Here is a 25,787-nt window from a genome sequence, read left to right on the forward strand (position 1 = left end):
GAACATGGTTGTAACCCTGATTCACCCAATCGCGATGGACGACGGTCTGCGTTTCGCAATCCGTGAAGGCGGCCGTACTGTAGGCGCTGGTGTTGTTGCTAAAGTTATCGCTTAATCGCGAATAATTTTTCGACACAAAAAAGGGCACTTCGGTGCCCTTTTTTTATGCAATTTGTACAAATCTTAATTGAAATAAAAACCATTCCTATTTAGACTCAATGCATTGGTTAAGAAGTGAGTCTCTCTATGTATGTATGTCTGTGTAATGCGGTGACTGACAAAGCGATCCGTAATGCGGTGCGTCAGCACAATCCCCATACCATGAAGCAACTGCGTGAACTTGTGCCGATTGGTACCGATTGTGGAAAGTGCATTCGTCAGGCAAGACAGATTATGGTGGAGGAACGCGGAACTATCATCCCAATGCATGAAGTTGCCTAACAAAGGGTAAGGTTATTTTTGACTCTTGGCTTACAGGTTCTACACTTTTAGAACTGGCCAGGAGGAGTTACCTATGAAAGGCGATAAAAAGATCATTGCTCACCTCAATAAATTGCTCGGCAACGAGCTGGTTGCCATCAATCAATATTTCCTGCACGCCCGCATGTTCAAGAATTGGGGCTTAATGCGCCTCAACGACAAGGAATATCACGAGTCGATCGACGAAATGAAACATGCCGATCGCTACATCGAGCGTATCCTGTTCCTGGAAGGGATACCGAATCTGCAAGATCTCGGCAAGCTGAACATCGGCGAAGACATCGAAGAGATGCTGCGTTCCGATCTGGCGCTGGAGCTGGCGGGCGCCAAGAACCTGCGCGAAGGCATCGCCTATGCCGATTCGATCCACGATTACGTCAGCCGCGATTTGATGATTGAAATCCTGGCCGATGAAGAAGAGCATATCGACTGGCTGGAAACGGAGCTGGATCTGATTGCCCGTCTCGGTATTCAGAACTATGCCCAGGCCCAGATTTTAGAGCGCAAAGAGTAAGCCTTCCGTCCATTCGTCATCGTCTCTCCTGCCGGCGGCCGTTTTCTCGGTGGGGCAGGGGAGAGTGTTCCCGCCAAGCCTAATTCATTCCCTGTTCGCCGTGTTAACACGCCAACTGCCACTGAACGCGCAAAAATGACGATTTCCTGAGCATATTTCCAACTGCGGCTTGCTTCCTGGGCCATTTTGCGTATAATGCGCGGGCTTACCTAATCTTGGTAAGCCTGATTTTAGCGAATCAGTCGATTGGCAGGCCTTTTTTGCCTTTCGAACAATACTCCCGATATGGGGGTTATATGTTGACGATTACACTCCCCCATCAATCGAAATGGGTGTGAGGAGTAATTATTTACGTTTATAAATAATTGGAGCTCTGGTCTCATGCAGAACCAAAGAATCCGTATCCGCCTGAAAGCGTTTGATCATCGTCTGATCGATCAATCAACCGCGGAAATCGTCGAGACTGCAAAGCGCACTGGTGCGCAAGTCCGTGGTCCGATCCCGCTGCCAACTCGCAAAGAGCGCTTTACCGTTCTGATCTCTCCGCACGTCAACAAAGACGCGCGCGATCAGTACGAGATTCGCACTCACAAGCGTCTGGTTGACATCGTTGAGCCAACCGAGAAAACCGTTGATGCTCTGATGCGTCTGGATCTGGCTGCCGGTGTAGACGTGCAGATCAGCCTGGGTTAATCAGGTCATTGAGCGATTGAGAGGTTGAAACAATGATTGGTTTAGTCGGTAAAAAAGTGGGTATGACCCGTATCTTCACTGAAGATGGCGTTTCTATCCCAGTAACCGTAATTGAAATTGAAGCGAACCGCGTGACTCAGGTTAAAAGCCTGGACACCGACGGTTACCGTGCCGTTCAGGTTACCACTGGTAGCAAAAAAGCTAACCGTGTAACCAAGCCGGAAGCGGGCCATTTCGCTAAAGCTGGCGTTGAAGCTGGCCGTGGTCTGTGGGAATTCCGCCTGGAAGAAGGTCAAGAATTCGCTGCAGGTCAGGAAATTAGCGTAGAAATCTTCGCTGACGTTAAAAAAGTCGATGTTACCGGTACTTCTAAAGGTAAAGGTTTTGCTGGCACTGTTAAGCGCTGGAACTTCCGTACCCAAGACGCTACCCACGGTAACTCCTTGTCTCACCGCGTTCCGGGTTCTATCGGTCAGAACCAGACTCCGGGCAAAGTGTTCAAAGGCAAGAAAATGGCTGGCCACCTGGGTGATGAGCGCGTAACCGTTCAGAGCCTGGACGTAGTACGTGTTGACGCTGAGCGCAACCTGCTGCTGGTTAAGGGTGCTGTACCGGGCGCAACCGGTGGCAACCTGATCGTTAAACCAGCTGTGAAGGCGTAAGGGGATAGCAATGGAATTAGTATTGAAAGACGCGCAAAGCGCGCTGACTGTTTCCGAAACTACCTTCGGTCGTGATTTCAACGAAGCGCTGGTACACCAGGTTGTTGTTGCTTATGCAGCAGGTGCCCGTCAAGGTACCCGTGCTCAGAAGACCCGTGCTGAAGTAACTGGTTCCGGCAAAAAGCCATGGCGTCAGAAAGGCACCGGCCGTGCGCGTTCAGGTTCTGTAAAGAGCCCGATCTGGCGTTCAGGCGGCGTGACCTTTGCTGCTAAGCCACAGGACCACAGTCAGAAAGTAAACAAAAAGATGTACCGCGGCGCGCTGAAAAGCATCCTGTCCGAACTGGTACGTCAAGATCGTCTGATCGTTGTCGAGAAGTTCTCTGTAGAAGCGCCTAAAACTAAGCTGCTGGCACAGAAACTGAAAGATATGGCTCTGGAAGACGTGCTGATCGTGACCGGTGAACTGGATGAGAATCTGTTCCTGGCAGCTCGCAACCTGTACAAGGTTGACGTGCGCGATGTAGCAGGTATCGATCCGGTTAGCCTGATCGCCTTCGACAAAGTGGTTATGACTGCTGATGCTGTGAAGCAAGTTGAGGAGATGCTGGCATGATCCGTGAAGAACGTTTGCTGAAAGTGCTGCGTGCACCGCACGTATCTGAAAAAGCATCCGCTGCGATGGAAAAAAGCAACACCATCGTTCTCAAAGTTGCCAAAGACGCGACCAAAGCAGAAATCAAAGCTGCAGTGCAGAAACTGTTTGAAGTCGAAGTCGAAGACGTGAACACCCTGGTTGTTAAAGGGAAAGTGAAACGTCACGGTCAGCGTGTTGGTCGTCGTAGCGACTGGAAAAAAGCTTACGTCACCCTGAAAGAAGGCCAGAATCTGGACTTCATCGGCGGCGCAGAGTAAGTCGGAGGAGTAAGAACAATGGCAATTGTTAAATGTAAACCTACATCTCCGGGTCGTCGCCACGTTGTTAAAGTGGTTAACCCTGAGCTGCACAAGGGTAAACCTTATGCCCCGCTGCTGGAAAAACTGAGCAAAAGCGGTGGTCGTAACAACAATGGCCGTATCACCACCCGTCATATCGGTGGTGGCCACAAGCAACATTATCGTCTGGTTGACTTCAAGCGCAACAAAGACGGTATCCCTGCTGTGGTTGAGCGTCTGGAGTACGATCCGAACCGTTCCGCGAACATCGCGCTGGTTCTGTACAAAGACGGCGAACGCCGTTACATCCTGGCGCCGAAAGGCCTGAAAGCTGGTGACCAGATTCAATCTGGCGTTGATGCTGCAATCAAAGCGGGTAACACCCTGCCGATGCGCAACATTCCAGTTGGTTCAACGGTTCACAACGTAGAAATGAAACCAGGCAAAGGCGGCCAGATGGCTCGCTCCGCTGGTGCCTACGTTCAGATCGTTGCTCGTGATGGTTCCTACGTAACTCTGCGTCTGCGCTCCGGCGAAATGCGTAAAGTTCCAGCTGATTGCCGCGCCACCCTGGGTGAAGTCGGTAACGCTGAACACATGCTTCGCGTTCTGGGTAAAGCAGGTGCTGCACGTTGGCGTGGTGTTCGTCCTACCGTTCGCGGTACGGCGATGAACCCGGTAGATCACCCGCACGGTGGTGGTGAAGGTCGTAACTTTGGTAAGCACCCGGTAACTCCGTGGGGCGTTCAGACCAAAGGTAAGAAGACCCGTAGCAACAAGCGTACTGATAAGTTCATCGTACGTCGCCGTAGCAAAAAATAATTAGAGGATAAGCCATGCCACGTTCTCTCAAGAAAGGTCCTTTTATTGACCTGCACTTGCTGAAGAAGGTAGAGAAAGCGGTGGAAAGCGGTGACAAGAAGCCTTTGCGCACTTGGTCCCGTCGTTCAACGATCTTTCCTAACATGATCGGTTTGACCATCGCTGTCCATAATGGTCGTCAGCACGTACCAGTGTTCGTTTCCGATGAAATGGTCGGTCACAAACTGGGTGAATTCGCGCCGACTCGTACTTATCGCGGCCATGCGGCTGATAAAAAAGCTAAAAAGCGCTAAGGTAGGAGGAAGAGATGGAAACTATCGCTAAACATCGCCACGCTCGTTCTTCTGCTCAGAAGGTTCGCCTTGTTGCTGACCTGATTCGCGGTAAGAAAGTGTCGCAAGCTCTGGAAACTCTGACCTACACCAACAAGAAAGCTGCTGGTCTGGTTAAGAAAGTGCTGGAGTCTGCCATTGCTAACGCAGAACACAACGATGGCGCTGACATCGATGATCTGAAAGTTACGAAAATCTTCGTAGACGAAGGCCCAAGCATGAAGCGCATTATGCCGCGTGCAAAAGGTCGTGCAGATCGCATCCTGAAGCGCACCAGCCACATTACTGTGGTTGTGTCCGATCGCTGAGACTCTGGAGACTAGCAATGGGTCAGAAAGTACATCCTAATGGTATTCGCCTGGGTATTGTCAAACCTTGGAACTCTACTTGGTATGCGAATACCAAAGAATTCGCTGACAACCTGGACAGCGACTTTAAAGTTCGTCAATTCCTGACTAAGGAACTGTCGAAAGCTTCCGTTTCTCGCATCGTTATCGAGCGTCCTGCGAAGAGCATCCGTGTGACCATTCACACTGCTCGCCCAGGCATCGTTATCGGCAAGAAAGGTGAAGACGTCGAAAAACTGCGCAAGGTCGTAGCGGACATCGCTGGCGTTCCTGCACAGATCAACATCGCCGAAGTCCGTAAACCGGAACTCGACGCTAAATTGGTTGCTGACAGCATCACTTCTCAGCTGGAACGTCGCGTTATGTTCCGTCGTGCTATGAAGCGTGCAGTACAGAACGCAATGCGTCTTGGCGCTAAAGGTATCAAAGTTGAAGTAAGCGGCCGTCTTGGCGGCGCTGAAATCGCACGTACCGAATGGTACCGCGAAGGTCGTGTTCCATTGCACACTCTGCGTGCGGACATCGACTACAACACATCTGAAGCGCACACCACTTATGGTGTAATCGGCGTTAAGGTATGGATCTTCAAAGGTGAGATCCTGGGTGGTATGGCTGCAGTTGAACAACCGGAACCGGCTGCTCAACCTAAAAAGCAGCAGCGTAAAGGCCGCAAGTAAGGAGAGTCGCTGATGTTACAACCAAAGCGTACAAAATTCCGTAAGGTGCACAAGGGCCGCAACCGTGGTCTGGCGCAAGGTACGGATGTTAGCTTCGGCACTTTCGGTCTGAAAGCTGTTGGCCGTGGCCGTCTGACTGCTCGTCAAATCGAAGCAGCTCGTCGTGCAATGACTCGTGCAGTTAAGCGTCAAGGCAAGATCTGGATCCGTGTATTCCCGGACAAACCGATCACCGAGAAGCCGCTGGAAGTGCGTATGGGTAAAGGTAAGGGTAACGTGGAGTATTGGGTTGCCCTGATCCAGCCTGGTAAGGTCCTGTACGAAATGGACGGCGTGCCAGAAGAGGTTGCCCGCGAGGCATTCAAACTGGCAGCAGCGAAACTGCCGATCAAAACCACCTTTGTAACTAAGACGGTGATGTAATGAAAGCACAAGAGCTGCGTGAAAAAAGCGTTGAAGAGCTGAATGCCGAGCTGCTCAACCTGCTGCGTGAGCAATTCAACTTGCGCATGCAGGCGGCCAGTGGCCAGCTGCAACAAACTCACCTGTTGAAACAAGTGCGTCGTGACGTCGCACGCGTTAAGACTTTACTGACTCAAAAGGCGGGTGTGTAAATGACTGAAGTTATCCGTACCCTGCAGGGTCGTGTTGTTAGCGATAAAATGGAGAAATCCATCGTTGTTGCTATCGAGCGTACTGTGAAGCACCCAATCTACGGGAAATTCATCAAACGTACGACCAAGCTGCACGTACATGACGAGAACAACGAATGTGGTACCGGCGACGTGGTTGAAATCCGCGAATGCCGCCCACTGTCCAAGACCAAGTCCTGGACGTTGGTTCGCGTTGTAGAGAAAGCGATTCTGTAATAGAGTAGCTGGCTCTCACTTAATAAACGGCTCAGAAAATGAGCCGTTTATTTTTTCTACCCATACCAAGTAAGCGGTGTTATAATGCTGCGCCCTCGGTTATGGGGCTTTTCAACGGCCTAATTTTTACTTGGGTCTTTAAAGTAGTAGTTGACATTAGCGGAGCACTAAAATGATCCAAGAACAGACTATGCTGAACGTCGCCGACAACTCCGGTGCACGTCGCGTAATGTGTATCAAGGTTCTAGGTGGCTCGCACCGTCGCTACGCAGGCGTCGGCGACATCATCAAAATTACCATCAAGGAAGCAATTCCTCGCGGTAAGGTGAAGAAAGGCGATGTTCTGAAGGCGGTAGTGGTGCGCACCAAGAAGGGTGTACGTCGCCCGGACGGTTCTGTCATTCGCTTCGATGGCAATGCATGCGTTATTTTGAACAATAACAGCGAGCAGCCAATCGGTACGCGTATTTTTGGGCCGGTAACTCGTGAACTGCGTAATGAGAAGTTCATGAAAATTATCTCTCTGGCACCAGAAGTACTCTAAGGAGCGAACATGGCAGCGAAGATCCGTCGTGATGACGAAGTTATCGTGATTACCGGGAAAGACAAAGGTAAGCGCGGTAAAGTAAAAAATGTCCTGTCTGCTGGCAAGGTCATTGTTGAAGGCATCAACCTGGTTAAGAAACACCAGAAGCCGGTTCCGGCTCTGAACCAACCAGGCGGCATTGTTGAGAAAGAAGCTGCAATTCAGGTTTCTAACATTGCTATCTTCAACGCGGCTACCGGCAAGGCTGACCGTGTAGGCTTTAGATTCGAAGACGGCAAAAAAGTCCGTTTCTTCAAATCTAACAGCGAAACTATCAAGTAATTTGGAGTAATACGATGGCGAAACTGCATGATTACTACAAAGACGAGGTAGTCAAACAACTGATGTCTCAGTTTGATTACAACTCTGTCATGCAAGTCCCTCGGGTCGAGAAGATCACCCTGAACATGGGTGTTGGTGAAGCGATTGCTGACAAGAAACTGCTGGATAACGCAGCAGCGGACCTGGCAGCTATCTCCGGTCAAAAACCGTTGATCACCAAAGCCCGCAAATCCGTTGCAGGCTTCAAAATCCGTCAGGGCTATCCGATCGGCTGTAAAGTAACTCTGCGTGGCGAACGCATGTGGGAGTTCTTTGAGCGTCTGATCTCCATTGCTGTTCCACGTATCCGTGACTTCCGTGGCCTGTCCGCCAAGTCATTCGATGGCCGTGGCAACTACAGCATGGGCGTGCGTGAGCAAATCATCTTCCCAGAAATCGACTACGACAAAGTCGATCGCGTTCGTGGTTTGGATATTACCATTACCACTACTGCGAAATCTGATGATGAAGGCCGCGCGCTGCTGGCTGCTTTTAACTTCCCGTTCCGCAAGTAAGGCAGGGTTACTGATGGCTAAGCAATCAATGAAAGCACGCGAAGTCAAGCGCGTGAAATTAGCTGACAAGTTCTTTGCAAAACGCGCTGAACTGAAAGCTATTATCTCTGATGTGAACGCATCCGATGAAGATCGTTGGAATGCCGTTCTCAAGCTGCAAACTCTGCCGCGTGATTCCAGCCCGTCTCGTCAGCGTAAACGCTGCCGCCAAACTGGCCGTCCACATGGTTATGTGGGCAAATTCGGGTTGAGCCGTATTAAGCTTCGTGAAGCCGCTATGCGCGGTGAAGTACCAGGCTTGAAAAAGGCTAGCTGGTAATTACCAATTGAATCACGGGAGTAAAGACAGATGAGCATGCAAGATCCGATCGCGGATATGCTGACCCGTATCCGTAACGGTCAAGCCGCGAACAAAGTTGCGGTCACCATGCCTTCCTCCAAGCTGAAAGTGGCAATTGCCAACGTGCTGAAGGAAGAAGGTTTTATTGAAGATTTCAAAATCGAAGGCGACGCCAAGCCTGTTCTGGAACTGGTACTGAAGTACTTCCAGGGCAAAGCTGTGGTAGAAAGCATTCAACGTATCAGCCGTCCAGGTCTGCGCATCTACAAGAAAAAAGATGAGCTGCCAAAAGTTATGGCCGGTTTGGGTATCGCTGTTGTTTCTACCTCTAAAGGTGTTATGACCGATCGTGCAGCTCGCCAGGCTGGTCTTGGTGGCGAGATTATCTGCTACGTAGCTTAATTCGGGAGGAAAGAATGTCTCGTGTTGCAAAAGCACCCGTCGTCATTCCTGCCGGCGTAGAGGTAAAACTCAACGGTCAGGTTATTTCGATTAAGGGTAAAAACGGCGAGTTGACTCGTACTATCCACGACGCCGTTGAAGTGAAGCAAGAAGCTAACGCACTGACTTTCGCTCCGCGCGAAGGTTTTGCTAACGCATGGGCCCAAGCGGGTACCACGCGCGCTCTGCTGAACGCAATGGTTGTTGGTGTTACCGAAGGCTTCACCAAGAAGCTTCAACTGGTAGGTGTTGGTTATCGTGCTGCCGTTAAAGGCAACGTGGTGAATTTGGCCCTGGGCTTCTCTCACCCTATCGATCACCAGCTGCCGGCAGGTATCACTGCTGAATGCCCAAGCCAAACTGAAATCGTGCTGAAAGGCGCTGATAAGCAGGTAATTGGCCAGGTAGCAGCAGATCTGCGCGCTTACCGTCGTCCTGAGCCTTACAAAGGCAAGGGTGTTCGTTACGCCGACGAAGTCGTGCGTACCAAAGAGGCTAAGAAGAAGTAAGGTAACACTATGGATAAGAAATCTGCTCGTATCCGTCGTGCGACCCGCGCACGCCGCAAGCTCCAAGAGCTGGGTGCAACCCGCCTGGTGGTACATCGTACCCCGCGTCACATTTACGCACAGGTGATTGCTCCAAACGGTTCTGAAGTACTGGTAGCCGCTTCTACTTTAGAAAAAGCTATCGCGGAGCAACTGAAGTATTCCGGTAACAAAGACGCAGCAGCAGCCGTAGGTAAAGCTCTGGCTGAGCGCGCGTTGGAAAAAGGGATTGCGAAAGTATCCTTTGACCGTTCCGGTTTCCAATATCATGGTCGAGTCCAGGCACTGGCAGATGCTGCCCGTGAAGCTGGCCTTCAGTTCTAAGGAAGAGGTTTAAGATGGCTCACATCGAAAAACAAGCTGGCGAACTGCAGGAAAAGCTGATCGCGGTAAACCGCGTATCTAAAACCGTAAAAGGTGGCCGTATTTTCAGCTTTACCGCACTGACTGTAGTTGGTGATGGTAACGGTCGCGTTGGTTTTGGCTACGGCAAAGCACGCGAAGTTCCAGCAGCGATCCAGAAAGCGATGGAAAAAGCCCGTCGCAACATGATGAACGTCGCGCTGAACAGCGGCACCCTGCAGCACCCTGTTAAGGGCGCTCACACGGGTTCTCGCGTGTTCATGCAGCCTGCTCATGAAGGTACCGGTATCATCGCGGGCGGTGCAATGCGCGCCGTTCTCGAAGTTGCTGGGGTGCACAACGTATTGGCTAAAGCTTATGGTTCCACCAACCCGATCAACGTGGTTCGTGCAACTATCGACGCTCTGGCGAATATGAAGTCTCCTGAAATGGTCGCTGCTAAGCGTGGTAAATCCGTTGCCGACATTCTGGGGTAATTGACCATGGCTAAGACTATTAAAGTTACACAAACTCGCAGCTCAATTGGCCGTCTGCCGAAGCATAAAGCTACTCTGCTCGGTCTGGGTCTGCGTCGTATTGGTCACACCGTAGAGCGCGAGGATACTCCTGCTGTTCGCGGTATGGTCAACCTGGTTTCCTACATGGTTAAAGTTGAGGAGTAACAGATGCGTTTAAATACTCTGTCTCCGGCTGAAGGTGCCAAGCATGCGCCTAAGCGTGTAGGTCGTGGTATTGGTTCTGGCCTGGGTAAAACCGGCGGCCGTGGTCACAAAGGTCAGAAGTCTCGTTCTGGCGGTGGCGTACGTCGTGGTTTCGAAGGTGGTCAGATGCCTCTGTACCGTCGTCTGCCGAAATTCGGCTTCACTTCACGCAAAGCGATGATCACGGCAGAAGTTCGTCTGTCTGAACTGGCTCTGGTTGAAGGCGATGTTATCGACCTGAACGCGCTGAAAGCCGCTAACGTAGTTGGTGTCCAGATCGAATTCGCGAAAGTTGTACTTTCTGGCGAAGTCGCTCGTCCGGTAACCCTGCGTGGTCTGCGTGTCACCAAAGGCGCTCGTGCTGCTATCGAGGCTGCTGGCGGTAAAATTGAGGAATAAGTAGCAGATGGCTAAGCAACCAGGATTAGATTTTCAAAGTGCTAAAGGCGGGCTCGGCGAGCTGAAGCGCAGACTTTTGTTTGTCATCGGCGCGCTGATTGTCTTCCGCATCGGCTCTTTCATTCCGATTCCTGGTATCGATGCCACTGTGCTTGCCAAATTGCTTGAGCAGCAGAGAGGCACTATCATTGAAATGTTTAACATGTTCTCTGGTGGTGCCCTCAGCCGTGCTTCTATCTTTGCTCTGGGGATCATGCCGTATATTTCGGCGTCGATCATTATCCAGCTGCTGACGGTGGTTCATCCGGCGTTGGCGGAAATCAAGAAAGAAGGGGAGGCTGGCCGTCGCAAGATTAGTCAGTACACCCGTTACGGTACGCTGGTATTGGCCATATTCCAGTCGATCGGTATTGCTACCGGTCTGCCGAATATGCCTGGTATGCAGGGCCTGGTGTTAAACCCAGGCTTTGCATTCTACTTTACTGCGGTTGTGAGCTTGGTCACCGGGACAATGTTCCTGATGTGGCTGGGTGAGCAGATTACTGAGCGCGGTATCGGCAACGGTATCTCGATCATTATCTTCGCGGGTATTGTAGCGGGGCTCCCGCCGGCAGTGGCCCATACTATCGAGCAAGCGCGGCAAGGCGACCTGCACTTCCTCCTGCTGCTGTTGGTTGCAGTATTGGTGTTTGCAGTAACCTTCTTCGTTGTTTTCATCGAGCGTGGTCAACGTCGTATCGTCGTTAACTATGCGAAGCGTCAACAAGGTCGTCGTGTTTATGCAGCACAGAGTACACACTTACCGTTGAAAGTGAACATGGCGGGTGTTATCCCGGCGATTTTCGCTTCCAGCATTATTCTGTTCCCGGCCACGATTGCATCATGGTTTGGGGGCGGTACCGGTTGGAACTGGCTGACTACGATTTCGCTGTATTTGCAGCCAGGGCAACCGCTTTATGTGTTACTCTATGCGTCTGCAATCATCTTCTTCTGTTTCTTCTACACGGCGTTGGTATTCAACCCGCGTGAGACAGCAGATAACCTGAAGAAGTCCGGTGCCTTCGTACCAGGAATTCGTCCGGGAGAGCAAACGGCGAAGTATATCGATAAAGTAATGACGCGTTTAACCCTGGTGGGCGCGATGTACATTACTTTCATCTGCCTGATCCCGGAGTTCATGCGTGATGCAATGAAAGTACCATTCTACTTTGGTGGTACCTCGCTACTGATCGTGGTTGTCGTCATCATGGACTTTATGGCTCAAGTGCAAACTCTGATGATGTCAAGTCAGTACGAGTCTGCATTGAAGAAAGCAAATCTGAAAGGCTATAACCGCTAGTCAGATTCGTTTGAGAAGTTACGGAGAGTAAAAATGAAAGTTCGTGCTTCCGTCAAGAAATTATGTCGTAACTGCAAAATCGTTAAGCGTAACGGTGTCGTTCGTGTGATTTGCAGCGCCGAGCCGAAGCATAAACAGCGTCAAGGCTGATTATCTCGCATATTTTTCTTGCAAAGTTGGGTTGAGCTGGCTAGATTAGCCAGCCAATCTTTTGTATGTCGCACTGCAACATTATTTGAGTATCCTGAAAACGGGCTTTTCAGAATGGTGTTGCTGTATAAAATAGTAGGAGTGCATAGTGGCCCGTATAGCAGGCATTAACATTCCTGATCATAAACATACCGTTATCGCCTTAACGTCGATCTTCGGTATCGGTAAAACCCGTTCACAGGCTATCTGTGCATCCACGGGTATTGCTGAAAATGTTAAGATCAGTGAGCTGTCTGAAGAGCAAATCGAAAAGCTTCGTGATGCAGTTGCCAAATACACCGTTGAGGGTGATTTGCGTCGTGAAATTACCCTGAGCATCAAGCGTCTTATGGACCTTGGTTGCTATCGTGGTTTGCGTCATCGTCGTGGTCTGCCGGTACGCGGTCAGCGCACCAAGACCAACGCTCGTACCCGTAAGGGTCCGCGCAAGCCGATCAAGAAATAATCGGGGTTATTGAATAATGGCAAAGGCACCTGTTCGTACACGTAAGCGTGTAAGAAAGCAAGTCTCTGACGGCGTGGCTCATATCCATGCTTCTTTCAACAACACCATCGTTACCATCACTGATCGTCAGGGTAATGCTTTGGGTTGGGCAACAGCCGGTGGTTCCGGTTTCCGTGGTTCTCGTAAGTCCACTCCGTTCGCAGCACAGGTTGCAGCAGAACGTTGTGCTGACGCAGTAAAAGAATACGGTATCAAGAACCTGGAAGTTATGGTTAAAGGACCTGGTCCTGGTCGTGAGTCTACTATCCGCGCTCTGAACGCGGCTGGTTTCCGCATCACTAATATTACTGATGTGACTCCGATCCCTCATAACGGTTGTCGTCCGCCGAAAAAGCGCCGCGTGTAACGCAGCTTTTAGGATTGTTGGAGAAAGAAAATGGCAAGATATTTGGGTCCTAAGCTCAAGCTGAGCCGTCGTGAGGGCACAGACCTGTTCCTTAAGTCTGGCGTTCGCGCGATCGATTCCAAGTGTAAAATTGAACAAGCACCTGGTCAGCACGGTGCGCGTAAACCGCGTCTGTCTGATTACGGTGTTCAGTTGCGTGAGAAGCAGAAAGTTCGCCGTATGTACGGCATTCTGGAGCGTCAATTCCGTAACTATTACAAAGAAGCAACCCGCCTGAAGGGCAACACCGGTGAAAACCTGTTGCAGCTGCTGGAAGGTCGTCTGGACAACGTTGTTTACCGTATGGGCTTCGGCGCTACTCGTGCAGAGTCACGTCAGCTGGTTAGCCACAAAGCAGTTATGGTAAACGGTCGCGTTGTTAACATCGCTTCTTATCAGGTATCTCCGAATGACGTAGTCAGCATCCGCGAGAAAGCTAAAAAGCAGTCTCGTGTTAAAGCTTCTCTGGAGCTGGCTGAGCAGCGTGAAAAGCCGACTTGGCTGGAAGTTGATGCTGCTAAGATGGAAGGCGTGTTCAAGCGTATGCCTGAACGTACCGATCTGTCTGCGGACATTAACGAACACCTGATCGTCGAGCTTTACTCCAAGTAAAGCTTAGTACCAAAGAGAGGACACAATGCAGGGTTCTGTGACAGAGTTTCTAAAACCGCGCCTGGTAGATATCGAGCAAGTCAGTTCGACGCACGCCAAGGTGACCCTTGAGCCTTTAGAGCGTGGCTTTGGCCATACTCTTGGCAACGCACTGCGCCGTATTCTGCTTTCATCTATGCCGGGTTGCGCGGTGACCGAGGTTGAGATTGATGGTGTACTGCATGAGTACAGCACCAAAGAAGGCGTACAGGAAGATATCCTGGAGATCCTGCTCAACCTGAAAGGGCTGGCGGTGAGAGTTCAAGGCAAAGACGAAGTTATTCTTACCCTGAATAAATCTGGCATTGGCCCTGTGACCGCTGCCGACATCACCCATGATGGTGATGTCGAAATCGTCAAGCCTCAGCACGTGATCTGCCACCTGACTGATGAGAACGCGGCTATCAGCATGCGTATCAAAGTTCAGCGCGGTCGCGGTTATGTGCCGGCTTCTGCCCGAATTCATTCGGAAGAAGATGAGCGCCCAATCGGTCGTCTGTTGGTTGACGCCTGCTACAGCCCTGTAGAGCGTATCGCCTACAATGTTGAAGCTGCGCGTGTAGAACAGCGTACTGACTTGGATAAGCTGGTCATCGAGATGGAGACCAATGGCACGATCGATCCTGAAGAGGCGATCCGCCGTGCGGCCACCATTCTGGCTGAACAACTTGAAGCTTTCGTTGACCTGCGTGATGTACGTCAGCCGGAAGTTAAAGAAGAGAAACCGGAATTCGATCCGATCTTGCTGCGCCCTGTTGACGATCTGGAATTGACTGTCCGCTCTGCTAACTGCCTCAAGGCAGAAGCTATCCACTACATCGGTGATCTGGTACAGCGTACCGAGGTTGAGTTGCTGAAAACGCCAAACCTGGGTAAAAAATCTCTTACCGAGATTAAAGACGTGCTGGCCTCACGTGGTCTGTCTCTGGGCATGCGCCTGGAAAACTGGCCGCCGGCAAGCATTGCTGACGAGTAACCGGATCACAGGTTAAGGTTTTACTGAGAAGGATAAGGTCATGCGCCATCGTAAGAGTGGTCGTCAACTGAACCGTAACAGCAGCCATCGCCAGGCTATGTTCCGTAACATGGCCGGCTCTTTGGTTCGTCATGAGATCATCAAGACGACCCTGCCAAAAGCAAAAGAGCTGCGTCGCGTTGTTGAGCCGCTGATTACTCTTGCCAAGACCGACAGCGTAGCTAATCGTCGTCTGGCATTCGCCCGTACTCGTGATAACGAGATCGTGGCAAAACTGTTTAACGAGCTGGGCCCGCGTTTCGCGAGCCGTGCCGGTGGTTACACTCGCATTCTGAAGTGTGGCTTCCGCGCAGGCGACAACGCGCCGATGGCATACATCGAGCTGGTTGATCGTGCTGAGTCTCAAGCAGAAGTAGCAACTGCAGAGTAATCTGTAGACGCGTAAAAAAACCGGGCTTGCCCGGTTTTTTTACGTCCAAATCCAGCCAAATGTGCTCAATTCCCCCCGCCGAGCTTAAGATCCCCGCTCCTATCCGTTATGCTTAGACTCATTCAATAAGCTCACTGAGGCTGTCTGTTATGGGGTTGCTCGACCAATGGGCGGAACGTCATATCCTTGATGCCCAGGATAAAGGCGAGTTCGACAATCTGCCCGGCCAGGGACAACCGCTCGTGCTGGACGATGACAGCGCGGTGCCTGCTGAGCTACGCGCCGGTTACCGCCTGCTGAAAAATGCCGGTTATCTGCCGCCGGCGCTGGAAGATCGCAAAGAGGCATTAACCGTTGCTCACTTACTGCAAGGGATCAACAGTGAGCATCCGGACTATGTCGATCTCAGCAAGCGCATGGCGCTGCTGGAACATCGGTTGCGTCACGCTGGAATGAGCACGGACTTCTTGCATGGCGAATATCAGCGTGCGCTGGACGGTAAACTCACCCGAGAGGAGAAGTAATGTTCAAGATAGGTCAGTTGGCCAAGCTTGCCGAAGTGACGCCGGATACCGTGCGTTACTATGAAAAGCAGGGCATGATGGATCACAATGTCCGTACTGAAGGCGGTTATCGGCTGTACACCGAGCAGGATCTGCAGCGGCTGCGTTTTATCCGCTATGCCAAGCAGTTGGGCTTTACTCTGGAAACGATCGCCGAGCTGCTGTCGATCCGGGTCGATCCGGAACATCACACCTGCCAGGAATCGAAGTCTATCGTTGATGCGCGCCTGAGCGAAGTGGAAAGCAAGTTGGCGGAGCTGACCCGGATGCGTGAATCGTTGAAACGGCTGAGCGACGCCTGCTGCGGTACCGCCCATACCAGCAACTACTGTTCGATCCTGGAAGCTTTGGAACAGGGCGCCAGCGATGACAAAGGCAAAAAAGGTTGCTGACGGCACTTTAATTTTTATATCGCCGGCAGTATTATCGCCCCGTTTTATCCCTCATATTTTACAGGAGCATTACCATGACGAAATATCGTCACACCAAAGGCCAGATTCAAGATAACGCCATTGAGGCGCTGTTGCATGATCCGCTATTCCGTCAACGGGTAGAAAAGAATGTGAAAGGCAAAGGCAGCTATCGGCGTAAAGAAAAACACAACAAAGGCGGTAACTGGGAGGCCAGTGGTAAAGTATCAAGCGATAATTTACCACTGGCCTTCTGGTTTTAAGGCATTAAAAAAGCCACCTTTATCAGGTGGCTTTTTATTGGCATAACCAAACGCTGTCTTACAGTTTTGGCTGCTGTTGATGGCTCAGCAAATCACGGATTTCCGTCAGCAGTTTCTCTTCTGCGGTAGGTTCTGGCGGCGCTGCCGGAGCTTCTTCTTGTTTGCGGCGCATTTTGTTCATCAATTTAATCGCCAGGAAGATGGCGAAGGCGACAATCACGAAGTCAAATACGGTTTGGATGAATGAACCGTAGTTCATTACCACCGCCGGTACGGCGCCCTGAGCTTCACGTAATACCAGATGGAACTGTTTAAAGTCGACACCGCCGATCAGTAAGCCCAGCGGAGGCATGATGATATCAGCGACGAAGGATGAAACAATCTTGCCGAACGCGGCACCGATAATCACACCGACGGCCAGATCGACCACGTTGCCGCGCATGGCAAATTCGCGAAACTCTTTCAACATACTCATAGAACGCACCCCTTGCAGAATTAATAACTCAAGTTTAACAAAGCAATTTCCCTTTGCCACAAAAGGAGAGAAGTTTTATCTCCTCTCAAGGCAGAGAACAACTACGCGATTATAGACCATCGCCAAATAAATTCGTTCTACAAGAAGAACGGGCTCGGTTGGAACAGGCGTTCAACGTCCGGCACGAATTTCTTGTCGGTAATAAACATGATGACATGATCGCCCTGTTCGATTTTGCTGTTGCCGTTAGCGATGATGACGTCGTCGCCACGAACGATAGCGCCGATGGTGGTACCCGGTGGCAGCTTGATATCTTCAACGATGCGGCCAACCACTTTGGACGTGCTTTCATCGCCGTGGGCAATCGCTTCGATCGCCTCCGCTACGCCGCGGCGCAGTGACGAGACGCTGACGATATCCGCTTTGCGCACATGCCCAAGCAGCGCGGAGATGGTTGCCTGCTGCGGAGAAATGGCAATATCGATCACGCTGCCTTGCACCAGATCGACATAGGCGCGCCGCTGGATCAGGACCATCACTTTCTTGGCGCCCATGCGCTTGGCCAGCATAGCCGACATGATGTTGGCCTCATCGTCGTTGGTGATGGCGATGAAGACATCCACCTGCTCGACGTGCTCTTCGGCCAGCAGTTCCTGGTCGGAGGCATCGCCGTAGAACACGATGGTATCGTGCAACTGCTCGGCCAGTTCGGCGGCACGTTGCTGATTGCGCTCAATGAGTTTGACGTTATAGTCTTTCTCCAGCTTGGCGGCCAGGCCGGCGCCGACGTTGCCGCCGCCGACGATCATGATGCGCTTATAAGGTTTTTCCAGCCGTTGCAGTTCGCTCATCACCGCGCGAATGTGCTGTGAGGCGGCAACGAAGAACACTTCATCACCGGCTTCGATAATGGTCGAGCCTTGCGGACGAATCGGCCGATCCTGGCGGAAAATGGCGGCGACGCGAGTGTCGATATGCGGCATGTGTTCGCGCATCGAAGAGAGCGCATTGCCGACCAGCGGGCCGCCGTAATAGGCTTTAACCGCGGCGATGCTGACCTTGCCTTCGGCGAAGTTGACCACCTGCAGCGCGCCGGGGTATTCAATCAGCTTGTAGATATAGTCGATGACCAGCTGCTCCGGCGAAATCAGATGGTCGATCGGCACCGCTTCCGGCAGGAACAGTTTCTCCGACTCGCGGATATATTCCGGCGCGCGGATACGGGCGATACGGTTGGGGGTATTAAACAGAGAATAGGCGATTTGGCAGGCGATCATGTTGGTTTCGTCGGAGTTGGTGACGGCAACCAGCATGTCGGCATCTTCTGCGCCGGCTTCGCGCAGCACCCGAGGGTGGGAGCCATGTCCCTGAACCACTCGCAGATCGAATTTATCCTGCAGCTGACGCAACCGGCCGGAATCGGTATCGACGACGGTGATGTCGTTGTTTTCACCCACCAGGTTTTCCGCCAGCGTCCCGCCAACCTGACCGGCACCAAGAATAATTATTTTCATCGTGTTCTCTGCTTCACACTGAAAGACTTAGGGCGCGCGAGCACGCCCTGAAGAATTACATTTTAATCAGCTTAGCGTAAAAGAAGCCATCGCCGTCCTCGGGATGCGGGATATTCTGCCGCCCAGGCCGCTGCGCATCGCCGGTTTCAACCAGCTTGGCATCGGCGTGGCGCTGCAAGAACGCGGCGATCTGGCTGCTGTTTTCGTCCGGCAGGATAGAGCAGGTGGCGTAAAGCATCACGCCGCCCGATTTCAGATGCGGCCAGACGGCTTCCAGAATTTCGGCCTGCAGCGCGGCGAGTTCGGCGATATCGCGATCGCGGCGCAGCCATTTGATGTCGGGGTGGCGGCGGATCACGCCGGTGGCGGAACAAGGCGCGTCCAACAGGATGCGGTCGAACTGTTTGTCACCGCACCATTGTTGCGGAGTGCGGCCATCGCCCAGCTTAACCTCTGCGTGCAAACGCAGGCGCTGCAGGTTTTCCTTCACCCGCGCCAGACGCTGTTCGTCGATATCGACGGCCATGACGTGCGCTTTCGGCGCCGCTTCCAGAATATGCGTGGTTTTGCCGCCAGGCGCAGCGCACAAATCGAGGATCTGTTCACCGTCTTGCGGATCCAACAGATCGACACAGCCCTGGGCTGAGGCATCTTGCACGGTGACCCAGCCGTCGGCGAACCCAGGCAGATCGGTCACGGCGCAAGGCGCCAGCAACCGCACTGCGTCGGCATAGTCTGCATGAGGCTCTGCGGCGATGCCAGCGTCAATCAGCAGCTGCAGATAGGCTGCGCGGGTGTGATGCAGGCGGTTGACGCGCAGCCACATCGGTGGCTTCTGGTTATTGGCGTCGACGATCTGTTCCCAGTTGGCGGGATAAGCCTGTTGAATACGTTTCAGCAACCAGCTCGGGTGCAGATAGCGGCTGTCATTGTTGGCGGCGCGCTGCAGTAGCTCTTCCTGTTGGCGCTGGAACTGCCGCAAGACACCGTTAATCAGGCCTTTCAACTGCGGGCGTTTCAGCGCTACCGCGCCTTCCACGGTTTCTGCCAGCACGGCGTGCGCCGGGATACGGGTATACAACAGCTGATACAGGCCGACCATCAGCAAATAGTGCAGCGTACGCTGCTTGCCGGTGAGCGGCTTGGCCATCAGTTGCTGAATGCACCACTCGAGCTGCGGCAGCACGCGCAACGTGCCGAAACACAGTTCCTGCAGCAACCCGCGATCTTTATCGTTGATGGCGGTTTGCAGCGCCGGCAGGACAGTGCTGAGCGACTGCCCTTGATCCAGCACCTGGCCGATGGCTTTGGCAGCGATGCTGCGGAGATTGTAATTATTTTTCATAGGCTGAAGCTGATAACGATCGGCATTAAGAAAATAACGGCCCGGCGATGAACGGCCGGGCAGTGGGGTGACTTACAGCCGGTTACCCGGGGTAAACCATTCACGACGTGAATTTAACAGGTCTTGCGCCGACATCGGTTTCTTGCCGGCGGGCTGCAGTTGGATCAGGTTGAGGATACCGTCGGCGGTCGCCACCTGAATACCGTGCTTGTCGGCATGAACAACGGTGCCTGGCTCCGCGTTGGCGCTTTGCGCCAGTACGCTGGCCTGCCACACTTTCACCGGTTGCTCATCGATGGTGAAGTAGCTTATCGGCCAAGGGTTGAAGGCGCGGATGCAACGCTCCAGCTGTGCGGCGGACAGTGTCCAATCCAGGCGAGCTTCTTCTTTGCTCAGCTTCTCGGCGTAGGTGACCTGCGACTCGTCCTGCACTTCGCGGGTGGCGCTGCCGTCGGCCATTTGGCGCAGCGTCGTCAGCATGCCCTGCGGACCGAGCTGCGCCAGCTTGTCGTAGAGGCTGGCGCTGGTATCGCTGCTCTCAATCGGGCAGGCGATCTTGTGCATCATGTCACCGGTATCGAGACCGACATCCATCTGCATGATGGTCACGCCGGTTTCGCTGTCACCGGCCCAGAGCGAACGCTGGATCGGTGCCGCGCCGCGCCAGCGGGGCAGCAGCGAACCATGTACGTTGATGCAGCCAAGACGCGGCATATCCAGCACCGCTTGCGGCAGAATCAACCCGTAGGCAACCACCACCATCACGTCGGCGTTGAGATCTGCCACCAGGCGCTGGTTCTCTTCGGGGCGCAGCGATTTAGGCTGAAATACCGGCAATTGGTGTTGTTCGGCCAGCATTTTGACCGGGCTGGGCGTTAGCTTGTTGCCGCGGCCTGCTGGACGGTCGGGTTGAGTGAATACGCCGACAATCTGGTGCTCAGATGACAACAGCGCGTCAAGATGACGCGCTGCGAAGTCTGGTGTTCCGGCGAAAATAATCCGTAAAGAGTCAGACACGTTGATTTCCTGATCGGTTAGGCGCGGGCTTGAAGCTTGGCCATTTTTTCCAGTTTCTGACGAATGCGCTGACGCTTGAGCGGCGACAGGTAATCGACGAACAGTTTACCCATCAGGTGATCCATCTCGTGCTGGATGCAGATCGCCAGCAGATCGTCCGCTTCCAGCTCGAAAGGTTTGCCTTCGCGATCCAGCGCGCGGATCTTCACCTGCGCGGCGCGCGGCACCAGCGCACGCTGCTCGGGAATGGAAAGACAGCCTTCCTCGATGCCGGTTTCGCCGCTCTTTTCCAGCAGCTCCGGGTTGATCAGCACCAGGCGCTGATCGCGATTCTCGGAGACGTCGATCACGATAATGCGCTGATGGATATCCACCTGAGTCGCAGCCAGGCCAATGCCTTCCTCTGCGTACATGGTTTCAAACATATCATCCACGATGCGCTGGATATCTGCATTGACTTCTTTTACCGGCGCTGCGACTTTGCGCAGACGCTCGTCTGGGAAATGTAATACCTGCAAGACTGACATATATCTTTAGATCTGTATCCGAGTAATGAACGAGGTTTAACCTCTATTCTAGACATTTCCCGACCTGATTGACAGCATTGCGCACCAATTGCTCAGATTGGCAATACCACCGTTTTTGCTGAGGGAACAGACGATGCGGCCGGAAGAGATCGCTTTACGGATGCGGGGAGTCACGGGGCTACAGACTGTCGTGGCCAGTCGGCTCGTGCGACAGTTATCGCAAATGAGTGGCGAGCCTCGCCGCGTGTTGCATGAGCTGGGATTGAACGAACGGCAGCAGGCACAGTTCAACCGAGTGGATCCTGTCTATCTGGCGGCCACCCTGCGTTGGCTGGAGGAGCCGGCGCACCGTATGCTGAACTATGGGGCGCCCGGCTATCCTGAAAACCTGGCTCAGATCGACGACGCGCCGCTGTTTCTGCTGATCGAGGGCGATCCTCGGGTGCTGTTGCAACCTCAGCTCGCTATGGTCGGCAGCCGGCAGTTCAGCCATTACGGCGAGCGTTGGGCGAACCATTTCGCCGAGGAGTTGGCGCGTTGCGGTTTCACCATCACCAGCGGTTTGGCGATCGGCATCGACGGCATTTGCCATCGTGCGGCGCTGGCGGCCGATGGCTGCACGATTGCGGTGTTGGGCAGCGGGCTGGGCAATATCTATCCGCGCCGGCACCGCCGGCTCGCGGAGCAGATAGTCGAGCAGGGCGGCGCCGTGATTTCAGATCATTTAGTCACCGATTTGCCTCTGGCCGACCATTTCCCACGCCGTAACCGCATTATCAGCGGGCTCAGCCTGGGGGTTCTGGTCATAGAAGCTTCGCTGCGCAGCGGTACCCTGGTGACGGCTCGCTACGCGTTGGAGCAGGGGCGTGAGGTGTTCGCCTTGCCTGGGCCATTAGGAAACCCGATGAGTGAGGGGACGCATTGGTTAATCCAGCAGGGCGCGCATCTGGTCACCGGGCCGAAAGATATCGCCGAATTGCTGGGAAGCGGCCTTCAATGGCTGTCACTGAACGAAAATACAACTATTTGTGCGTCGCAGGCTGAAGTTGAATTGCCATTTGGCGATGTGTTGGCTAACGTAGGAGATGAGGTGACACCTGTTGACGTCGTCGCTGAACGTGCCGGCCAACCTGTGCCAGTGGTGGTAATCAAGTTACTCGAGCTGGAGTTAGCAGGGTGGATCGCAGCTGTACCCGGCGGCTATGTCCGAATAAGGAGGGCAAGCCATGTTCGACGTACTCATGTACTTGTTTGAAACTTATATCCACAATGAACCAGAGATGCGCGTCGATCAGGATCAACTGACCGATGATCTCGCTCAGGCGGGGTTTCATCGGGATGATATCTACAACGCGTTGAATTGGCTTGAGAAGTTGGCTGACCTGCAAGAGGGTCAAAATGCCCCTTACTTTATGGATGCCGATCCGCTGGCAATGCGGATCTACACCGAAGAAGAAGGCGCACGTCTGGACGCCGGCTGCCGTGGTTTTCTCCTGTTCCTGGAACAGATTCAGGTATTGAACCTCGAAACCCGTGAAATGGTTATCGACCGCGTTATGGCTTTGGATAATGCGGAATTCGATCTCGAAGATCTGAAATGGGTCGTGTTGATGGTGCTGTTTAATATCCCCGGATATGAAAGCGCCTATCAGCAAATGGAAGAACTGTTGTTTGAAGTGAACGAAGGTTATCTGCATTGAGCCGATAACGCGCATAGAAGACGTTATGACAAAAAACGCGATTTTTGCCGCCAGGCAAAATGAACCCTGTCCGGAATGCGGGGCCGAACTGGTGATCCGTAGCGGTCGCCACGGCCCCTTCCTCGGCTGTTCCCAGTACCCTGAATGCCAATATATTCGGCCGCTGAAAGCGCAGGCCGATGGACATATCGTTAAGGTCTTGGATGGGCAACAGTGCCCGAAATGTCAGGCGACGTTGGTGCTGCGCCAGGGGCGCTATGGCATGTTTATCGGCTGCAGCGATTATCCGCAGTGCGATCACACTGAAGTGATCGATAAGCCTGACGAAACCGCCATTACCTGTCCGCAGTGCGGCCAAGGCAAACTGCTGCAGCGCAAGTCGCGTTACGGCAAAGTTTTTCATTCCTGCGATCGTTACCCGGAATGCCAGTTTGCCCTCAATGTTAAACCTGTCGCCGGTGAGTGCGCCTATTGCCATTATCCGCTGCTGATGGAAAAGCGCACGGCAAAAGGCCCCGTCCTGTGCTGTGCCAGCAAGCTGTGCGGAAAACCCGTCGCGACTACAGAATAATCACATCATGAACTCAGAATTAAGCCCGAACCTTTTATCTATCATCGATGCTTTGCATCAACAGCAGGTGATTGCGTATCCCACCGAAGCCGTATTCGGCCTGGGTTGCGATCCCGACAGCGAGCAGGCGGTCAATGCATTGCTGGCGCTGAAACAGCGGCCGTGGGAAAAGGGGCTGATTTTGATCGCCGCCGACTATGCACAGCTTAAACCTTATATCGACGACAGTGCGCTCAGCGAACAGCAGCGCACGACGATGTTTGCCAGCTGGCCTGGGCCGGTAACCTGGGTTTTGCCCGCTCGGCCGGAGACGCTGCGTTTGCTGACCGGACGCTTCAGCTCGCTGGCGGTGCGCGTCAGCGATCATCCGTTGGTGCAGCAGCTGTGCCGGCAGTATGGCAAGCCGCTGGTGTCGACCAGCGCCAATCTCAGTGGGCTGGAGCCATGCCGCAGTGCGGATGAGGTTACGCGGCAGTTCGGCGAAGCTTTCCCGGTATTGCGCGGCAAGGTGGGTGGCCGTCTTAATCCTTCCGAAATCAGAGACGTTCTGACCGGCGAACAGATCCGTCAGGGCTAGAGGTAATGGGCATGGAGAAGTTTGCGGTATTTGGCAACCCTATCGGCCACAGCAAGTCGCCGCGAATTCATGCGCTGTTTGCTGCCCAGACCGGCATTGAGCATCCTTATGGGACGGTGTTGGCGCCGTTAGACGGTTTTGAAACCAGCCTGCAGGCGTTTATCCGCGCCGGAGGGCTGGGGGCGAACGTCACGGTGCCTTTCAAGGAGCGTGCTTATTCGGCCGCTTCTGAGCTGAGCGAGCGCGCAGCGATGGCCGGTGCGGTCAATACCCTGAAGGTATTGCCGAATGGCGAGCTGTTGGGGGATAACACCGATGGCATCGGGTTGCTGACCGATCTACAGCGTCAGCAATTGATCCGGCCGCAGGATCGCATCCTGCTGATGGGCGCCGGCGGCGCAGCGCGCGGCGTGATCCTGCCGCTGCTGTCTTTCGGCTGTCGGCTAACGATCACCAACCGCACCTTCAGCCGAGCTCAGGCGTTGGCAGACGCTTTTCGGCATCTGGGGGAGATCTCGGCGGCGCCGATGGATCAATTGGATCAGCAAGCGTTCGAACTGGTGATCAATGCGACGGCGTCCGGCATCAGCGGAGAGATCCCGGCGTTGCCGGCGGGCGTAGTTAATGCACACACTCGTTGCTATGACATGTTCTATCAGCAGGGCGCTACGCCATTCCTGGCCTGGGCGCAGCAGCAGGGGGCAACGGAATATGCCGATGGGCTGGGCATGCTGGTGGGGCAGGCGGCGCATGCTTTCCTGCTTTGGCATGGAGTGATGCCAGAGATTGAGCCGGTATTGCGCCAGTTGCGCAGCGAACTGGCGGCATAAATCCTGCCCCGTTCTCTTTATTTATAGAGAACGGGGTTCCCGTCAGATGTCTTCCGACAGGTACTCATCTTTCCAGCGTACATAGTTGTTCGAAGAATAAAGCAATCCTTCCAACTCGGCGGCGGTCAACGGCCTAACCTGGCGTGCCGGGCTGCCCATATAGAGATAGCCGCTGACCAGGCGTTTGCCCGGCGGCACTAAACTGCCGGCACCAATCATCACGTCGTCTTCTACTACTACACCGTCCAGCAGGATCGATCCCATACCGACCAGCACCCGGTTGCCGATGGCGCAGCCGTGCAGCATCGCTTTATGGCCTACGGTCACGTCTTCTCCAATCAACAGGGGATAACCGTCGGGGTTATGTTCGGAGCGGTGAGTCACATGCAGTACGCTGCCGTCCTGTATATTGCTGCGCGCGCCGATCTTTACCGCATTGACGTCGCCCCGAATGGCGACCAGCGGCCAGATGCTGACGTCATCCGCCAGATCGACGTCGCCGATCACCACGCTGGAAGGATCGATCAAGACGCGTTGACCGAGTTTGGGGGTGTATTGAAGATAAGAACGTACTGCATCGGACATGGTGCTTGCCTCACGTCGGGATCATATTTACCGGCAATACTAGACTCTGGCGATGGAATTACAACCAATCGCAGCGCCGGATCCTGCGGAAAATGGCCCTGATCGCACAAGATCCACTCGGAAGGGCTGAAAAGTGTGCAAACAGAAAGAAAAGATCAAAAAAGGGGTTGTGCAAAAAACTCGGATCCCTATAATGCGCCTCCATCGACACGGCGCAAGTGATTCACTTCACACAGCGGCCGGGAAGAAAGAGAAAAAATCCTGAAAATTAGGGTTGACTCTGAAAGAGGAAAGCGTAATATACGCCACCTCGAGTTAGCAAGCGAAAGCGCCTAACTCACTGCTCTTTAACAATTTATCAGACAATC

The 25,787-nt window shown here is 53.3% G+C and carries 44 protein-coding genes and 1 pseudogene; 39 read left to right on the plus strand and 6 right to left on the minus strand.

Going from position 1 to position 25,787, the window contains the following annotated elements; all coding sequences use genetic code 11:
- The 34 genes and pseudogenes from ACJ8M3_RS24420 to ACJ8M3_RS24585 all read left to right on the plus strand — a co-directional run.
- Window positions 1-115 (plus strand): annotated as a pseudogene (locus ACJ8M3_RS24420) (EF-Tu/IF-2/RF-3 family GTPase); the annotation flags it as partial.
- A gap of 131 nt (window positions 116-246) precedes the next feature.
- Entirely contained in the window at window positions 247-441 is a 195-nt protein-coding gene (gene bfd, locus ACJ8M3_RS24425) for a bacterioferritin-associated ferredoxin (RefSeq protein ID WP_015379266.1), read from the plus strand.
- 73 nt (window positions 442-514) lie between these two features.
- Window positions 515-994, plus strand: a complete 480-nt coding sequence (gene bfr / locus ACJ8M3_RS24430) for a bacterioferritin (protein WP_033645244.1) — start codon at window positions 515-517, stop codon at window positions 992-994.
- Window positions 995-1,375: 381 nt separating this feature from the next.
- Window positions 1,376-1,687, plus strand: a complete 312-nt coding sequence (rpsJ, locus tag ACJ8M3_RS24435; protein WP_001181005.1) for a 30S ribosomal protein S10 — start codon at window positions 1,376-1,378, stop codon at window positions 1,685-1,687.
- Between the two features lie 32 nt (window positions 1,688-1,719).
- Window positions 1,720-2,349, plus strand: a complete 630-nt coding sequence (rplC, locus tag ACJ8M3_RS24440; protein ID WP_015379265.1) for a 50S ribosomal protein L3 — start codon at window positions 1,720-1,722, stop codon at window positions 2,347-2,349.
- A 10-nt stretch (window positions 2,350-2,359) separates the two neighbouring features.
- Entirely contained in the window at window positions 2,360-2,965 is a 606-nt protein-coding gene (gene rplD, locus ACJ8M3_RS24445; RefSeq protein WP_004929779.1) for a 50S ribosomal protein L4, read from the plus strand.
- Entirely contained in the window at window positions 2,962-3,264 is a 303-nt protein-coding gene (gene rplW / locus ACJ8M3_RS24450) for a 50S ribosomal protein L23 (RefSeq protein WP_004951179.1), read from the plus strand. Before rplD ends, rplW begins: the two co-directional genes overlap by 4 nt.
- Before the next feature lie 18 nt (window positions 3,265-3,282).
- On the plus strand, window positions 3,283-4,107 hold the full coding sequence (gene rplB, locus ACJ8M3_RS24455) for a 50S ribosomal protein L2 (RefSeq protein ID WP_004929775.1): 825 nt from the start codon (window positions 3,283-3,285) through the stop codon (window positions 4,105-4,107).
- A gap of 14 nt (window positions 4,108-4,121) precedes the next feature.
- A complete protein-coding gene (rpsS, locus tag ACJ8M3_RS24460; protein ID WP_004929772.1) occupies window positions 4,122-4,400 on the plus strand; it encodes a 30S ribosomal protein S19 in 279 nt (92 codons plus the stop codon).
- A gap of 14 nt (window positions 4,401-4,414) precedes the next feature.
- Window positions 4,415-4,747, plus strand: coding sequence for a 50S ribosomal protein L22 (gene rplV, locus ACJ8M3_RS24465; RefSeq protein WP_002223844.1), 333 nt, complete (start codon window positions 4,415-4,417; stop codon window positions 4,745-4,747).
- A gap of 17 nt (window positions 4,748-4,764) precedes the next feature.
- Window positions 4,765-5,463: a 30S ribosomal protein S3 gene (gene rpsC, locus ACJ8M3_RS24470; protein WP_004929766.1), complete on the plus strand. Its 699-nt coding sequence runs from the start codon at window positions 4,765-4,767 to the stop codon at window positions 5,461-5,463.
- A gap of 12 nt (window positions 5,464-5,475) precedes the next feature.
- Window positions 5,476-5,886 (plus strand): 50S ribosomal protein L16, encoded by a 411-nt coding sequence (gene rplP / locus ACJ8M3_RS24475; RefSeq protein ID WP_004929764.1) that lies wholly within the window; start codon window positions 5,476-5,478, stop codon window positions 5,884-5,886.
- Window positions 5,886-6,077 (plus strand): 50S ribosomal protein L29, encoded by a 192-nt coding sequence (rpmC, locus tag ACJ8M3_RS24480; RefSeq protein ID WP_004929762.1) that lies wholly within the window; start codon window positions 5,886-5,888, stop codon window positions 6,075-6,077. The genes rplP and rpmC overlap by 1 nt, the downstream gene beginning before the upstream one ends.
- A complete protein-coding gene (gene rpsQ, locus ACJ8M3_RS24485) occupies window positions 6,078-6,332 on the plus strand; it encodes a 30S ribosomal protein S17 (protein WP_004929760.1) in 255 nt (84 codons plus the stop codon).
- A 172-nt stretch (window positions 6,333-6,504) separates the two neighbouring features.
- Window positions 6,505-6,876: a 50S ribosomal protein L14 gene (gene rplN, locus ACJ8M3_RS24490; RefSeq protein WP_000613954.1), complete on the plus strand. Its 372-nt coding sequence runs from the start codon at window positions 6,505-6,507 to the stop codon at window positions 6,874-6,876.
- Window positions 6,877-6,885: 9 nt separating this feature from the next.
- On the plus strand, window positions 6,886-7,200 hold the full coding sequence (gene rplX, locus ACJ8M3_RS24495) for a 50S ribosomal protein L24 (RefSeq protein WP_004929758.1): 315 nt from the start codon (window positions 6,886-6,888) through the stop codon (window positions 7,198-7,200).
- A gap of 14 nt (window positions 7,201-7,214) precedes the next feature.
- Window positions 7,215-7,754 carry a 50S ribosomal protein L5 gene (gene rplE / locus ACJ8M3_RS24500; RefSeq protein ID WP_004929756.1) on the plus strand — a complete coding sequence of 180 codons (540 nt, stop codon included), beginning with the start codon at window positions 7,215-7,217 and terminating at the stop codon, window positions 7,752-7,754.
- Window positions 7,755-7,767: 13 nt separating this feature from the next.
- Window positions 7,768-8,073 carry a 30S ribosomal protein S14 gene (gene rpsN, locus ACJ8M3_RS24505; protein WP_004929754.1) on the plus strand — a complete coding sequence of 102 codons (306 nt, stop codon included), beginning with the start codon at window positions 7,768-7,770 and terminating at the stop codon, window positions 8,071-8,073.
- Window positions 8,074-8,103: 30 nt separating this feature from the next.
- On the plus strand, window positions 8,104-8,496 hold the full coding sequence (rpsH, locus tag ACJ8M3_RS24510) for a 30S ribosomal protein S8 (RefSeq protein ID WP_004929753.1): 393 nt from the start codon (window positions 8,104-8,106) through the stop codon (window positions 8,494-8,496).
- Between the two features lie 14 nt (window positions 8,497-8,510).
- Window positions 8,511-9,044, plus strand: coding sequence for a 50S ribosomal protein L6 (gene rplF / locus ACJ8M3_RS24515; protein WP_004929751.1), 534 nt, complete (start codon window positions 8,511-8,513; stop codon window positions 9,042-9,044).
- A gap of 9 nt (window positions 9,045-9,053) precedes the next feature.
- A complete protein-coding gene (gene rplR, locus ACJ8M3_RS24520; RefSeq protein ID WP_004929748.1) occupies window positions 9,054-9,407 on the plus strand; it encodes a 50S ribosomal protein L18 in 354 nt (117 codons plus the stop codon).
- A 14-nt stretch (window positions 9,408-9,421) separates the two neighbouring features.
- Window positions 9,422-9,922, plus strand: a complete 501-nt coding sequence (gene rpsE, locus ACJ8M3_RS24525; protein ID WP_004929747.1) for a 30S ribosomal protein S5 — start codon at window positions 9,422-9,424, stop codon at window positions 9,920-9,922.
- Window positions 9,923-9,928: 6 nt separating this feature from the next.
- The gene (gene rpmD / locus ACJ8M3_RS24530; protein WP_048232028.1) at window positions 9,929-10,108 is read left to right on the plus strand and encodes a 50S ribosomal protein L30; all 180 of its coding nucleotides are present in this window, start codon (window positions 9,929-9,931) and stop codon (window positions 10,106-10,108) included.
- A 3-nt stretch (window positions 10,109-10,111) separates the two neighbouring features.
- Window positions 10,112-10,546, plus strand: coding sequence for a 50S ribosomal protein L15 (gene rplO / locus ACJ8M3_RS24535; protein ID WP_004929742.1), 435 nt, complete (start codon window positions 10,112-10,114; stop codon window positions 10,544-10,546).
- A gap of 7 nt (window positions 10,547-10,553) precedes the next feature.
- A complete protein-coding gene (gene secY / locus ACJ8M3_RS24540) occupies window positions 10,554-11,885 on the plus strand; it encodes a preprotein translocase subunit SecY (protein WP_004929740.1) in 1,332 nt (443 codons plus the stop codon).
- A 33-nt stretch (window positions 11,886-11,918) separates the two neighbouring features.
- Complete coding sequence (gene rpmJ, locus ACJ8M3_RS24545; RefSeq protein ID WP_002227352.1) at window positions 11,919-12,035, plus strand: 50S ribosomal protein L36; 117 nt, start codon at window positions 11,919-11,921, stop codon at window positions 12,033-12,035.
- 148 nt (window positions 12,036-12,183) lie between these two features.
- A complete protein-coding gene (gene rpsM / locus ACJ8M3_RS24550) occupies window positions 12,184-12,540 on the plus strand; it encodes a 30S ribosomal protein S13 (protein ID WP_004929734.1) in 357 nt (118 codons plus the stop codon).
- Between the two features lie 16 nt (window positions 12,541-12,556).
- Window positions 12,557-12,946: a 30S ribosomal protein S11 gene (gene rpsK, locus ACJ8M3_RS24555; protein WP_004929731.1), complete on the plus strand. Its 390-nt coding sequence runs from the start codon at window positions 12,557-12,559 to the stop codon at window positions 12,944-12,946.
- 30 nt (window positions 12,947-12,976) lie between these two features.
- Complete coding sequence (gene rpsD / locus ACJ8M3_RS24560; protein ID WP_004929729.1) at window positions 12,977-13,597, plus strand: 30S ribosomal protein S4; 621 nt, start codon at window positions 12,977-12,979, stop codon at window positions 13,595-13,597.
- Between the two features lie 25 nt (window positions 13,598-13,622).
- Entirely contained in the window at window positions 13,623-14,612 is a 990-nt protein-coding gene (locus ACJ8M3_RS24565; RefSeq protein ID WP_002919219.1) for a DNA-directed RNA polymerase subunit alpha, read from the plus strand.
- Between the two features lie 40 nt (window positions 14,613-14,652).
- Window positions 14,653-15,042, plus strand: coding sequence for a 50S ribosomal protein L17 (gene rplQ, locus ACJ8M3_RS24570; protein WP_004929726.1), 390 nt, complete (start codon window positions 14,653-14,655; stop codon window positions 15,040-15,042).
- Between the two features lie 149 nt (window positions 15,043-15,191).
- A complete protein-coding gene (locus ACJ8M3_RS24575) occupies window positions 15,192-15,566 on the plus strand; it encodes a DUF1992 domain-containing protein (RefSeq protein WP_033645242.1) in 375 nt (124 codons plus the stop codon).
- Window positions 15,566-15,997, plus strand: coding sequence for a Zn(2+)-responsive transcriptional regulator (gene zntR, locus ACJ8M3_RS24580; RefSeq protein WP_016930321.1), 432 nt, complete (start codon window positions 15,566-15,568; stop codon window positions 15,995-15,997). Before ACJ8M3_RS24575 ends, zntR begins: the two co-directional genes overlap by 1 nt.
- 74 nt (window positions 15,998-16,071) lie before the next feature.
- Entirely contained in the window at window positions 16,072-16,278 is a 207-nt protein-coding gene (locus ACJ8M3_RS24585) for an alternative ribosome-rescue factor A (RefSeq protein WP_025304494.1), read from the plus strand.
- A gap of 58 nt (window positions 16,279-16,336) precedes the next feature.
- Here ACJ8M3_RS24585 and mscL read toward each other — a convergent pair whose 3' ends face one another.
- The 5 genes from mscL to def all read right to left on the minus strand — a co-directional run bounded on the left by mscL (window position 16,337) and on the right by def (window position 21,156).
- Complete coding sequence (gene mscL / locus ACJ8M3_RS24590; RefSeq protein ID WP_033645241.1) at window positions 16,337-16,753, minus strand: large-conductance mechanosensitive channel protein MscL; 417 nt, start codon at window positions 16,751-16,753, stop codon at window positions 16,337-16,339.
- Between the two features lie 137 nt (window positions 16,754-16,890).
- Window positions 16,891-18,267, minus strand: a complete 1,377-nt coding sequence (trkA, locus tag ACJ8M3_RS24595) for a Trk system potassium transporter TrkA (protein WP_004929716.1) — start codon at window positions 18,265-18,267, stop codon at window positions 16,891-16,893.
- A gap of 55 nt (window positions 18,268-18,322) precedes the next feature.
- Window positions 18,323-19,612 carry a 16S rRNA (cytosine(967)-C(5))-methyltransferase RsmB gene (gene rsmB / locus ACJ8M3_RS24600; protein WP_089195249.1) on the minus strand — a complete coding sequence of 430 codons (1,290 nt, stop codon included), beginning with the start codon at window positions 19,610-19,612 and terminating at the stop codon, window positions 18,323-18,325.
- A 72-nt stretch (window positions 19,613-19,684) separates the two neighbouring features.
- Window positions 19,685-20,629: a methionyl-tRNA formyltransferase gene (gene fmt, locus ACJ8M3_RS24605; protein ID WP_089195248.1), complete on the minus strand. Its 945-nt coding sequence runs from the start codon at window positions 20,627-20,629 to the stop codon at window positions 19,685-19,687.
- Between the two features lie 17 nt (window positions 20,630-20,646).
- Window positions 20,647-21,156 carry a peptide deformylase gene (gene def / locus ACJ8M3_RS24610; RefSeq protein WP_015379260.1) on the minus strand — a complete coding sequence of 170 codons (510 nt, stop codon included), beginning with the start codon at window positions 21,154-21,156 and terminating at the stop codon, window positions 20,647-20,649.
- 133 nt (window positions 21,157-21,289) lie between these two features.
- On the opposite strand from def, the gene dprA reads away from it, so the two are divergent.
- Genes dprA through aroE form a run of 5 tightly spaced genes read left to right on the plus strand, consistent with a single transcriptional unit; the run spans window position 21,290 to window position 24,834 of the window.
- The gene (dprA, locus tag ACJ8M3_RS24615) at window positions 21,290-22,411 is read left to right on the plus strand and encodes a DNA-protecting protein DprA (RefSeq protein ID WP_033652727.1); all 1,122 of its coding nucleotides are present in this window, start codon (window positions 21,290-21,292) and stop codon (window positions 22,409-22,411) included.
- On the plus strand, window positions 22,383-22,856 hold the full coding sequence (gene smg / locus ACJ8M3_RS24620; RefSeq protein ID WP_025160381.1) for a DUF494 family protein Smg: 474 nt from the start codon (window positions 22,383-22,385) through the stop codon (window positions 22,854-22,856). The genes dprA and smg overlap by 29 nt, the downstream gene beginning before the upstream one ends.
- Window positions 22,857-22,881: 25 nt before the next feature.
- Complete coding sequence (locus tag ACJ8M3_RS24625) at window positions 22,882-23,427, plus strand: DNA topoisomerase family protein (protein ID WP_019456195.1); 546 nt, start codon at window positions 22,882-22,884, stop codon at window positions 23,425-23,427.
- Window positions 23,428-23,434: 7 nt separating this feature from the next.
- Entirely contained in the window at window positions 23,435-24,004 is a 570-nt protein-coding gene (gene tsaC, locus ACJ8M3_RS24630; RefSeq protein WP_047573468.1) for an L-threonylcarbamoyladenylate synthase type 1 TsaC, read from the plus strand.
- An 11-nt stretch (window positions 24,005-24,015) separates the two neighbouring features.
- Window positions 24,016-24,834, plus strand: coding sequence for a shikimate dehydrogenase (gene aroE / locus ACJ8M3_RS24635; RefSeq protein WP_089195515.1), 819 nt, complete (start codon window positions 24,016-24,018; stop codon window positions 24,832-24,834).
- Between the two features lie 42 nt (window positions 24,835-24,876).
- On the opposite strand, the gene ACJ8M3_RS24640 is transcribed toward aroE, so the two are convergent.
- Entirely contained in the window at window positions 24,877-25,419 is a 543-nt protein-coding gene (locus ACJ8M3_RS24640; protein ID WP_033645236.1) for a gamma carbonic anhydrase family protein, read from the minus strand.
- Window positions 25,420-25,787 lie beyond the last annotated feature (368 nt).

Origin of the sequence: Serratia sp. CY55921 (genome assembly GCF_052167655.1) — a bacterium.
GTDB classification, from domain to species: Bacteria; Pseudomonadota; Gammaproteobacteria; order Enterobacterales; family Enterobacteriaceae; genus Serratia; species Serratia ureilytica.